At 38.0% G+C, this 11,005-nt stretch carries 10 protein-coding genes (1 of these 10 only partly in view); 6 read left to right on the top strand and 4 right to left on the bottom strand.

Annotated features, from left to right (window positions below; genetic code table 11):
• The 3 genes in view from B155_RS0109440 to B155_RS0109430 are tightly spaced (each overlapping or abutting the next) and all read left to right on the top strand, a layout consistent with a single transcriptional unit that may run on beyond the window.
• A protein-coding gene (locus B155_RS0109440) for an acyl-CoA dehydrogenase family protein (RefSeq protein ID WP_018128026.1) crosses the window boundary here: on the top strand, window positions 1-914 show its 3' portion. It extends 586 nt beyond the left edge of the window; only the last 914 of its 1,500 coding nucleotides appear in the window; its start codon lies off the left edge, out of view; it ends in the stop codon at window positions 912-914.
• Window positions 904-1,605, top strand: coding sequence for an SIR2 family NAD-dependent protein deacylase (locus tag B155_RS0109435; RefSeq protein WP_018128025.1), 702 nt, complete (start codon window positions 904-906; stop codon window positions 1,603-1,605). Before B155_RS0109440 ends, B155_RS0109435 begins: the two co-directional genes overlap by 11 nt.
• Window positions 1,598-2,458: an SGNH/GDSL hydrolase family protein gene (locus B155_RS0109430; RefSeq protein ID WP_018128024.1), complete on the top strand. Its 861-nt coding sequence runs from the start codon at window positions 1,598-1,600 to the stop codon at window positions 2,456-2,458. The genes B155_RS0109435 and B155_RS0109430 overlap by 8 nt, the downstream gene beginning before the upstream one ends.
• A 90-nt stretch (window positions 2,459-2,548) precedes the next feature.
• Here B155_RS0109430 and B155_RS0109425 read toward each other — a convergent pair whose 3' ends face one another.
• Entirely contained in the window at window positions 2,549-3,214 is a 666-nt protein-coding gene (locus B155_RS0109425; protein ID WP_018128023.1) for a hypothetical protein, read from the bottom strand.
• A gap of 58 nt (window positions 3,215-3,272) precedes the next feature.
• Window positions 3,273-3,965 (bottom strand): SDR family NAD(P)-dependent oxidoreductase, encoded by a 693-nt coding sequence (locus B155_RS0109420; RefSeq protein WP_018128022.1) that lies wholly within the window; start codon window positions 3,963-3,965, stop codon window positions 3,273-3,275.
• A 148-nt stretch (window positions 3,966-4,113) separates the two neighbouring features.
• On the opposite strand from B155_RS0109420, the gene hisC reads away from it, so the two are divergent.
• The 3 genes from hisC to B155_RS0109405 all read left to right on the top strand — a co-directional run bounded on the left by hisC (window position 4,114) and on the right by B155_RS0109405 (window position 9,191).
• Window positions 4,114-5,229, top strand: coding sequence for a histidinol-phosphate transaminase (gene hisC, locus B155_RS0109415; RefSeq protein WP_018128021.1), 1,116 nt, complete (start codon window positions 4,114-4,116; stop codon window positions 5,227-5,229).
• A 17-nt stretch (window positions 5,230-5,246) separates the two neighbouring features.
• Window positions 5,247-7,316: an alpha-ketoacid dehydrogenase subunit alpha/beta gene (locus tag B155_RS0109410; protein WP_018128020.1), complete on the top strand. Its 2,070-nt coding sequence runs from the start codon at window positions 5,247-5,249 to the stop codon at window positions 7,314-7,316.
• Between the two features lie 96 nt (window positions 7,317-7,412).
• On the top strand, window positions 7,413-9,191 hold the full coding sequence (locus tag B155_RS0109405; protein WP_018128019.1) for a sensor histidine kinase: 1,779 nt from the start codon (window positions 7,413-7,415) through the stop codon (window positions 9,189-9,191).
• On the opposite strand, the gene B155_RS0109400 is transcribed toward B155_RS0109405, so the two are convergent.
• Window positions 9,192-9,890 (bottom strand): DNA alkylation repair protein, encoded by a 699-nt coding sequence (locus B155_RS0109400; RefSeq protein ID WP_157464829.1) that lies wholly within the window; start codon window positions 9,888-9,890, stop codon window positions 9,192-9,194. It lies immediately after the preceding gene.
• A gap of 29 nt (window positions 9,891-9,919) precedes the next feature.
• Window positions 9,920-10,786 carry a DMT family transporter gene (locus B155_RS0109395; protein WP_018128017.1) on the bottom strand — a complete coding sequence of 289 codons (867 nt, stop codon included), beginning with the start codon at window positions 10,784-10,786 and terminating at the stop codon, window positions 9,920-9,922.
• Window positions 10,787-11,005 lie beyond the last annotated feature (219 nt).

The raw sequence follows: 11,005 nt of genomic DNA, 5'->3' as shown, positions 1-11,005 counted from the left end.
AAGAGTACTACAACAACCTTGGATTGTATATGCTGCCATATGGCCGAAACCATGTGGATATTAAAGTGGATGAATCTCATAAATTAAACCCTTCTAGTACGGGCATCACTATGATGTTAGATCTACTTCACAGAAGTAGATTACAATTCCCTGGAATGGGAATGGGTTTCCTAAAACGTATGATGGATGAAGCAGTAAATCACTGTAAAGACAGGTTTGTTGGTGGACAATCATTATTCAACTACGATCAAGTTAAAAATCGTTTATCGGAGCTACAGGCATATTTTACTGTGTGTTCAGCGATGTGCAACTTCACAAGTACGAATGTTCCTTTAGAGCGTAACACCGCAAAGATGGATCTTGAAGCAAATGCTATTAAATCGGTGGTAACTGATTACATGCAACGTGCTGCTCAATCACTACTTCAACTTACAGGAGCTAAAGGTTATAGATTAGATCATATTGCAGGTAGATCTGTAGTTGATAGTAGACCTTTTCAAATTTTCGAAGGCTCGAATGATATTTTATATCAACAGATTAGTGAGTCGGTTCTTAAGATGATGAGAAAAATGAAGCGTACTAATTTGTATGACTTCTTAAGCACATACGAATCTACAAGTAAAGCAGCTGATTACTTCAAAGAAGCCCTGAATTTTGAAATCAACGCTAAAATGCCTCAACGTAAGTTAGTTGATCTAGGTAAGGCTATTGGCCGTATGGTATCGATGGAATTTACTCTTGATTTAGGAGAGCAAGGTTTCAATAAAGAGCTAATTCAAAATGCTCTTAAAAACATTCAAGATGATATCAATGCTACTATGTGTTTATTTAAACACGGTGGTGAAGGTGATGTTGTAGAAGATTATCAGATTGATAGTTCTTGGTTTAATCTCCAATTAGTAAATGCCCGATAAAAAGCATTTAGTAGTACTTTCCGGTTCTGGCATTAGTGCTGAAAGTGGTTTAGCTACTTTTAGAGACTCAGGGGGATTATGGGAGGGGTACGATATTTATAAAGTAGCCACTCCCGAAGCTTGGAATTCAGATCCTGAACTTGTGCTAGATTTCTACAATATGAGAAGGTCTCAACTACAGGAGGTTGAACCTAATGCAGCTCATGTTGGTTTAGCAGAATTAGAAACACACTTTGATGTATCTGTAGTTACTCAGAATGTGGATGACCTTCACGAAAGGGCGGGTTCTTCAACTGTTTGCCATTTACATGGTGAACTGATTAAAGCAAGAAGCGTTCTAAATGAAAGCCACGTTTATAACATTGGTTATAAACCTATTGCTCTAGGCGATAAGGCAGATGATGGGGGACAATTACGCCCTCATATCGTTTGGTTTGGTGAAATGGTGCCCATGTTAGAGGAAGCGGCTGCTATTGTGTCTAAGGCTGATATATTGGTTGTAGTTGGAACTTCATTAGTTGTTTACCCTGCGGCGAGTTTAGTGAACTACTCACCATCACATTCCAAAAAATATATCATCGATCCTTCCATGCCAGAGTTATATAGTTATGATGGTTGGAATCATATTAAAGAACCAGCTACCACTGGTATAAAAAAATTAGAAGAAGAGTTAAAAGAAAATTATGTCTAAAGCATCCGACGAAATTAAATCCATTTTAGAGCAATTTACGATACCGTTTCTTCATTTGAATAAACGATTTCCATTACTACCTGGTAAAGATAGTGTGGAAGCCGAAGCGTCTCTTATGGGGCTTTCAACAGATGAGTTGAAAACCTATCGTCAAAATATATCTGAAAATGCAAAACAAGCAGCTTTAGAGTTACTTAAAGAAGATGAAATTGTAGATTTAGTTGATAAACTTCCTTTCGACGGTTCAGAGACTATAGCTGTACTTGGAGATTCTATTTCAGAAGATGGACAAGGATGGTTTGAGATTCTTCATCATTTGCTGTCAATTTCAGTTGAGAAAGCAGATTTCAATTTCATAAATGCTGGTGTTGGCCATAATACAACTTCAGAAGCACTTCGAAGATTAGATAGAGATGTGCTAATTCATGAACCTGATTGGGTATTCGTTGCTTTAGGTACATATGATGCGCAACGCTTGAACTATGTACAGGAACGAACTATCAGTCCACTTTCTGAAACTTGGGAAAACTTCGAGTCTATACAGAATGTTGTGAACGATAAAGTTTCAAATCCTATCGTTTGGATTACACCCGCTCCAGTTATCAATGAGTTATTGATGCAAAATGCTTTGTATGAATTTTCAATTGAAGAGGTAGATCTAAAGCAGGTACGAGAGCTTGTTGCGAGCAAATCTGGAGTAATCATTGACTCGTTAGGAAGAAGAATGGGAGAAGAAGGACCTGAAGCGTGGAATTACATTGCTGATGGTTTGCATCACTCATTATCTGGGCATATGAATACTGTACGTCTAGTACTTAAAAAGCTTTCTGAAGCGGAAATATCGACAGATTAATTTTCGACTATATTCTCCTAGAATACTTCACGTAATCTAGACTTAGCCCTTATTTTGTCTCTAATTTTATTCGTCTATAAACAGTTTCTATTAGAAGTTGACTCTAAAGTTCACCATCTCTAAGGCAGGCTTTATTGATGATGTAAAGTCTGAATTTGAAAAGCTTTTAGTTTGAACCAAAGTAGGGTTAAAGAAGCCAAAGCTAGTTTCATTATTAAAGTTCACACCAATGAGACCGCTTGCATTGTTTGAACTTTGGGCGATAGCCACAGGTGCGTAAACTCTTTCGGATAATACAAAGGTATCAAATATTCCGAATCCGAAGCCTACCCATGCACCAATTCCAGCTCCATATTGTAAGCCTGTTGTAATGGGCTCGTTAGCAACTAAAGTAACGGCTGTTACCACGATACTACCAAGTGCGGCTCCATAAAAAGTGTCGAGTAGTACAATGATGCTACTATTATTGCCATCATTGAATAGACCAGATACTAAAAGTTCTTGTCCGCCCCCGCTTGAGATATCAACAGCACCCATACCAACTCCATATAAAGTACCCAAGCCTACTCCAACACGAAGAGCTGCAAAATCCTGATCATTAGTAATGGCCATGGTAGCACCACCTAATAATGTTCCTTGCACGGCACCATTAAGGGTGTTACCGGCAAGTAATTCTACTGTTTGCGCTTTTGCTTCGTATTGTGTGATACCAAAAAATAGAATAAGAGATAAAAGGCTATAAAGTGATTTCTTCATAATAGGGGATTATTTTTATGGCTTAAATTTAGGCATAAAGAACACGCCTTTCCAAGGCTTATTCGGGATTATTTAATGCAACAGGAAGAATTTTTCCGTTATAAAATTGGTGACCATTTAATAGAAATTCCGCAATATAGTTCCCCATTTTTTCTGGGCCAACGGGAGCTGTATAACCAGGGAAAGCTTCTTCAAGCATTTCAGTTTGAACGGCTCCTAAGCATAGACTATTCACAGCAATATTTTCACTTGCAAATTCAGCGCTTAAGCATTCGCTTAGAATAGATAATGCTCCTTTTGCTACTGAGTAAGCGGCTAGACCTGGGAACTTTGCTGACCCTTGAAATCCCCCCATGCTGCTGATGTTTAAGATGTGAGCTTTGGTATTAAGTGAAGGTTTTATCACTTTAATCACTTCGATAGCGGCAAATAAGTTAACGTCAAAAACCGACTGCCACTCAGCTTTACTCGTTTCCATAAATGGTTTGTTGAGCACCATCCCAGCATTATTCACAAGCCCATCAACTTTACCAAGAGTACCCACAAGTTGAGTTAACTTCGCTAAATCTTTTTCTTGGGTTATATCACATACACACAAATGGAGTGATTCACTTTGAGCTTCTTCTTTGAGCTTCTGCAATTTGTCTTTAGATCGGGCAACAGCAAGTACTTGGTGGCCTTGTTGTATGAGTGTTAATACGGTCTGATATCCAATGCCTCTACTTGCGCCGGTAACTATGAAATTTTTCATACTCTGATTTTTGAACTTTTAACGAAGTTAACGAATGGTATTTGCTAACAAAAGTGTAAGTTAATTAGGATACGTTCCCGTGAATGGAAAAAGCGTAGATTTATAGATATCTTATAAGACTTAAAACTATTGAGATTAAAATATAAGAATGACCGATTCGAAAAGTTCTCCGTTGGTTCCTAAAAATATTGAAGATTTAAACCGATATGTAGCTGGTAAAACCATAGCTGAAGTTCAAGATGCATATCAACCCGCAATGATTGCAAAGCTGGCTTCCAATGAAAATAGACTTGGGTTTAGTTCACATGTACAGCCGGCCATAGAGAAAGCCCTTCAGGTTATTCAAGATTATCCAGATCCACTAGCAACTAAGCTTAGAGTAGCTATTGCCAAGAAAAATGGAGTGGATGTTGATAATGTGATCGTTACGGCTGGCTCAGAGAGTTTAATCTCAATGCTATGCAGAACCTTCTTTTTGAATAAACAGAATGTAGTTACGGCGGATGCTACTTTTGTTGGGTTTTTTGTTCAAGCAGGAGTACGTGGGGTTCATGTAAAGAAGATTCCAGTGACCTCGGAATATAAGTATGATGCTAAAGCCATCGTAAACGCGATTGACGACCAGACCAAGATGGTATACATCGCGAACCCGAATAACCCAACGGGTACGTATTTAGATAAGAAAGAATATGAATGGCTCATCAATAACATTCCAGAGCATGTTTTGATTATTGCAGATGAGGCATATTACGAGTTTGCAAAGGATGTAGCAGACTACCCACAAGCTCTTGAGTATAGACGTGATAACATTATTGTGCTTCGTACTTTTTCTAAAGCATACGGGTTAGCAGGTTTTAGAGTGGGTTATGCTATCGCTAGAAAAGAAATCATAGACAATTTGTTAAAAACGAAGCTTACGTTTGAGCCCACGGCATTAGGGCAAGCTGCAGCTCTGGCGGCGTATGCTGATGAAGACTTTTTAAACCGAAGTATTGAAGTGGTTAAGAAAGGCAAAGAGCGTTTGTATGCCTTTTTTGATGAACATAATGTTCAATATGCGCCATCCATTTCGAATTCAGTATTAATGATTTTACCAACCGAAGAAAAGGCGATTAACTTCACACAGTTAATGCTTGAAAAAGGTGTTATTTTAAGAAGGGTGAATGCCTTTGGCCTCCCGAAATGTGTACGCATTACCATTGGCGTAGAAAAAGAAATGGATCACTTTGAAAATTCTTTCAAAGAAGTGATTAATAGAATTTAGAATAGTTAAATAAGTAGATGGCTAAAAAGAAGAAGACCTCCAACGACGAGCTAAATGTAGATTGGAAAGATGTAGCACGATTAATGCTAACTTCCCGAGCTATGGATGAGAAAGAAGAAAATGAGTTAGTACCTCAAAAAAAGGTGCTTTATCAATTCTCAGCTCGTGGACATGAGTTAGGACAAATTTTATTGGGTAAACATCTTACAAATAAGCATGATGCTGCAAGTGCTTATTACCGTTCACGTCCGTTGTTATTATCGATTGGTCTAGATCTTGAAGATGCTATGGCTGCACCTATGGGAAAGTCGGGTAGTTACAGTGATGGTAGAGATATCGGTGTAGTATGTAATAAGCCTGACGCAGATGCTCCCAAAGTATTGCCAATGGCCGGTGATGTAGGTTCTCAATACACGCCAGCTATCGGTTGGGCTCAAGCTATTGAGTATCGCAGAAACGTATTAAAGCAAAAAGAATATGAAGGTGCGATTGCAGTAATCTTAGGTGGTGATGGTTCGGTTGCAACCAATGGTTTTTGGTCGGCACTTACTATAGCTACTACTCAAAACTTACCAGTATTATTCTACATTGAAGATAACGGATATGGTATTTCGGTAACGAGCGAGTTTCAAACGCCGGGTGGGGTAATCACTGATAACCTCCGTTCATTTAAAAATCTCCGAATTTTAGAAGGTGATGGTACCGATCCTGAAGAAGCGGCTAAGCTGATGGAAGAAGCTGTTACTTTAGTACGTGAGCGAAAAGGACCTACTATGATTCGCTTAAAAGTGCCAAGATTAAACGGCCACTCGTACCAAGATAATCAGGCGTATAAGCCGGAAGATTTTGTTAAGGAAGAAATGAAGCGAGATCCTTTAGTGAAGCTGAAGGAATATCTAGTGCCGAATAAAATCACTAAGCGTTCATGGACAACCATGGAGAACAAAGCTAAAAAAGTGATTAAAGAAACGGCAGAAGCGGCTTTAAATAGACCTTCCCCTGACACATCAACGATTAAGAAGCATGCTTTTGCAGATGATTTGCAAACCATTGGTGGTTTAGCTGTTGAAGGCCATGAATTTCCTGAAAGCAGTGAAGAGCCTAAGCCTGAAAAACAACGAATCAATATCGTTGAAGCTATTCGTAGAACTTTAGCATATGAGTTAGAAACGAATAAAAAGCTATTGGTATTCGGAGAAGATGTAGGTCTAAAAGGTGGTGTTCATGCAGCAACCATGGATCTTCAATCTAAATATGGTGAAGAACGTGTATTTGATACCTCTCTATCTGAAGAAGGTATTATTGGTAGAGCTGTAGGTATGGCCTATGCAGGTTTGATGCCGGTTGCTGAGATTCAGTTTAGAAAGTATGCAGATCCAGCAACCGAGCAGTTAAATAACTGTGGTACTGTTAGATGGAGAACGGCCAACCGATTTGCGGCTCCTATAGTTGTTCGTATGCCAGGTGGATTTGCAAAATGTGGAGATCCTTGGCACAGTATGAGTAACGAAGTGTTTTTTACTCATGCCATTGGTTGGCAAGTAGCTATGCCGAGTAATGCTGAAGATGCCGTAGGTTTATTAAGAACTGCGATGCGTTCGAATAACCCAACCATGTTTTTCGAGCATAGAAATTTATTAGATGCTAAATACGCCAGAAAACCATATCCAGGCGATGACTTTGTCGTTCCTTTTGGGAAGGCTAAGTACCTGAAAAAAGGTTCTGATGTTACCATCATTACTTGGGGAGCGATGTGCGAGCGTAGTGAGCAAGCTGTAGAAGAATTAGGTGTATCTGCAGATGTAATCGATCTTCGAACATTAATGCCTTGGGATAAGGATGCATGCTTGGAGTCTGTTAAAAAGACCAACCGATGTCTTATTGTTCATGAAGATAATCAGACAGCAGGTTTTGGTGCTGAGATAGCAGCATTCCTTACGAAAGAAGCATTCCAATATTTAGATGCTCCTATCGAAAGGTTAACAATGCCTGATATTCCTGTTCCATATAATGTAGACTTAATGGAGTCGGTATTACCGAACGTACAATCAATTAAGGAAAAACTAGAATTGCTGAGTAACTACTAATACAATTGTTACATGAGGGTTTTATAATTCTCAGAAGTAGTTATTCAACATAGGTTTAAATACCTTAATTGAAAAAAATCGGCTCGGTGGTATACATTGAATCTGGGAAGAAAGATAATATCTAGCTTTATCCTGCTATCTATCTTACTAATTGGTATTGGTGTTATTTGGGAAATCTATTATTCCAAAAATACCAATAAGCAATTTAATGAAAGTAGGTCGGCTTCATCTGTTGTTCAGCATACGAATGAGATGGAAGTAAATCTGTATCAAACACTTATTTATTTAAGTGCTATTAGAGATTTATCTAAAACAGAATCAACACAAGAAGATATTCAAGAGCTTCCTACTCAGGAAGGACCGAGAAATCGATTTGAGTTAAGCTTAGCTCAATACGATCGAGCCTATATGCAACTCGAGCAAGAAATATCCAATAGCCAGTTGTTACTGTCTCAAGTTTATGAGCTAGATAAAAGGGTAGACCTATACCGTTCACTTTCTGAAGAGTGGCTCACATTAGTAGATGAAGAGAATATTCAATCTGATATCGTATTCCTTTCTTCATTAGAACCCTACTTCATAAATAATATCCTGCCCAAGTTCGATCAAATTCGAAAAATAGCGATCGACCAACAGTCGCTTCGAATTAACGACCTCAACCAGCAATTGAAAAGAGGACGTATCCTAAATAGGATTGCCACGCTTTTTATCCTAATGCTAGGCCTCTTAATAGCATTCTATCTATATAGATCGATTGCACGTCCACTTAGGAAGTTAATTGACTCAGTAAATGAGTTTGGTAGAGGGAATTTAGAGCAGAGAATCAAAGTAAAGTCTGATGATGAAATAGCTCAAGTGGCTAATGCATTTAACGCAATGGCTGAGAACTTACAAAGGCAAACTATATCAACGGAATACCTAGATAATGTATTAGAGTCAATTTCAGAGGGTATTTTTGTAACGGATATTTCAGGTAAAGTAACAAGAGTTAACGGAGCGGGCGCAAATATGCTTAAGCTGCCAAAGGAATCTATTTTAGATCGCTCTATTACTGAATTCTTTATAGTTGAAGAGAAAAAGCCTGAAAACGAACGAGATGGGCTAAAAGAATATAGATTGATAACGGATGAGAAAGGGGAAATACCTATACTTTTCTCAGCGGCAGAATTGAAGCTGAATGAGACTAAACGAGGAACAGTATTTGTTGTTACCAACATTACAGAACTCAAAGAGGCTGAAGAGGATATTAAGAAGTCGCTGGTGGAAAAAGGCCTCATGCTTGCTGAAATTCACCACCGAGTTAAAAATAATTTGGCAGTAGTATCCGGTTTGTTACAGCTGCAAGTGTCACAAAGTAAGAGTGAAGATGTTACTAAGGCACTTTCTGATAGTCAGCATAGAATTCAGTCTATCGCCTTGGTACACGAGAAGCTGTATAGTAATGAGTCGCTAGCGTATATAGAGTACGATAAATACATCGAAGACTTGGTGAAAACCATTCGTTCAACATATGTATCAAAGGAAAAAGAGATACAAGTTGAAACCAATTTGGAGCCGATTTCACTAAATATAAATCAAGCGATTCCAAGCTCTTTATTAATCAATGAAATTCTGGTTAATTGTTTTAAACATGCGTTTTCAAACCAAGAGAAAGGGAATATTCATATTCAAATTCAAGAAGAGAAAAGCACGGTTGAGGTAACCATTACGGATGATGGGAAAGGAATTGATATCAATGATTTTAATGATTCAGAATCGTTAGGTGTTACATTGATTAAGACGCTCACTAGCCAGCTAATGGGAACTTATACACTTGAACCACGAGAAGATAAGCCGGGCACTATTTTTAAAGTGAGTTTCCGAAAAGAAATTTAACTAGCCATGTAAGTATTTGAGCCGAAGTGGTTCCTCAAATTTCTCGATGGCATAGCGTAACATAGTTCGGGGCATATCTCTGAAATGCTTATCTAAGAACTCCAGCTCTATATCTAAATCAAGTTTACCGATTTCACGCAACATCCAACCAACGGCTTTATGTATTAAATCGTGGGAATCGTGCAGTAGGAGGGTAGCAATTTCTAGGGCCGTTGAATATGAATTCCTTTTGATAAAGTAATAACAGGTAATCATAGCAATTTTTCGTTCCCAAATGTTGGGTGAATGCGCAAAATGGAACAGCAGGTCTTTTTCTTTTTCGATTAAATATCGCCCCAGTATTTGATGACAAGAACTATCTACCAGATCCCAATTATTTACGTATTCAAGATGCTTTAAATAGAAGTCAACCACTTCTTCCAACACAAGATTGTCAGCACGTTCAATTCTGTACACTAATAACATAACAGCTGCTAAACGAATCTCATGGTATTCACTTTGGATAACATGACTTACTTCCTCTAAGGGCAGATACTTATATTTTTTGGCAATTTTTCGAAGTGGTGGTACTCGAATGCCTACAAACTTATCCCCTTCTCCATATTCACCCAGGCCGGTTTTAAAAAACCTTTTTGAGTGTTCAGCAATGTCTGCATTACCAAGCTGAAGTATATCGTTAATCATTTGCTTACTACTCATAACTCCATCCATTTAAGAAAGCTTCATCATCATTTTGTTCGGCTTACTATCGCTACTCCCATTATGATGATAAGAGCACCCATTGTTTGAAGGCCTGTAAGAGATTCATTCAAGAATATAATAGATAATGTAATAGTTGAAATAGGTCCTAAGCTACCAATGATGGATACATTTGAAGCCCCCAGAGTACGAATAGATTCAACAATCAAAAAAGAAGGAATCACGGTTGCAAATAATGCCATGCAGAAACCAAGTACATATACTTGCCAGGGATAACTAAAGAGTGAAATTTGTTCGGTTAATGAGTAGTGAATACAAACGGCAACGCACGAAACTATTAATGAATAAGTAGTGAGACGAACGCTTCCAACTCTATCTACTAAGAAGTTACTTCCAACAAGATATAAGGCGTAGGTAAAAGCACATCCAAATATTAACAGAGAGCCTGTTATTAAATCAGCTTTTGGTGCATCAGTGATACCGTTTGAGTCCCAGAAAATGACAAAGAGCCCTAAATAGGTTACAAGAATTGCGGATACTTGCTTAAGTGTGATGGGCTTTTTGAGCAACAAGGCACTTAACAAAAGTACAAGGGTAGGATAAATAAATAGAATAAGGCGTTCCAAACTAGCGCTAATCAAAACTAGACCCTTAAAATCTAAATAGCTTGCTAGGTAGTAACCCACAAATCCTATTCCGAGTATGTATAAAAGATCTGTTTTTGAGACAGGGTTACGATGCCATTGCTTTCGATTATAGATCCAAACCCCAAGATAAAAAGGAAGGGCGAAGGTCATTCTTAAGAGTAGTAAGGCCAATTCATCAATCTGGAATTGATAGGCTAACTTTACAAGAACCGCTTTTGATGAAAATAGAATAACTCCTGTTGCAGCCATAAGAATGGCTGAAATAGTTTGGCGTGAAATAGTAGGCTACTTAGTGGTTTTTACAGAATTGCGATGAATTAAAGATAAGTTAAGAACTTAATGTGAGTAATAACTATGCAATTTAGACTAAAGTTTTTGCTTACAGAGAAAAAGAATGAACCGATAATAGGGTATATAAGGTTTAAAAAATTTACATTAAGGGGATATAAAGTTTCTGAAAAATAACAG

This window comes from Balneola vulgaris DSM 17893 (genome assembly GCF_000375465.1).
GTDB lineage: Bacteria > Bacteroidota > Rhodothermia > Balneolales > Balneolaceae > Balneola > Balneola vulgaris.
This window is presented reverse-complemented; position numbering and strand designations above follow the sequence as displayed.

Bases quoted from the DNA above. Each gene is read 5' to 3' on its own strand.
- B155_RS0109425 (WP_018128023.1), bottom strand. From the start codon at position 3,214: ATGAAGAAATCACTTTATAGCCTTTTATCTCTTATTCTATTTTTTGGT.
- B155_RS0109410 (WP_018128020.1), top strand. From the start codon at position 5,247: ATGGCTAAAAAGAAGAAGACCTCCAACGACGAGCTAAATGTAGATTGG.
- B155_RS0109400 (WP_157464829.1), bottom strand. From the start codon at position 9,890: ATGAGTAGTAAGCAAATGATTAACGATATACTTCAGCTTGGTAATGCA.
- hisC (WP_018128021.1), top strand. From the start codon at position 4,114: ATGACCGATTCGAAAAGTTCTCCGTTGGTTCCTAAAAATATTGAAGAT.
- B155_RS0109435 (WP_018128025.1), top strand. From the start codon at position 904: ATGCCCGATAAAAAGCATTTAGTAGTACTTTCCGGTTCTGGCATTAGT.
- B155_RS0109430 (WP_018128024.1), top strand. From the start codon at position 1,598: ATGTCTAAAGCATCCGACGAAATTAAATCCATTTTAGAGCAATTTACG.
- B155_RS0109395 (WP_018128017.1), bottom strand. From the start codon at position 10,786: ATGGCTGCAACAGGAGTTATTCTATTTTCATCAAAAGCGGTTCTTGTA.
- B155_RS0109420 (WP_018128022.1), bottom strand. From the start codon at position 3,965: ATGAAAAATTTCATAGTTACCGGCGCAAGTAGAGGCATTGGATATCAG.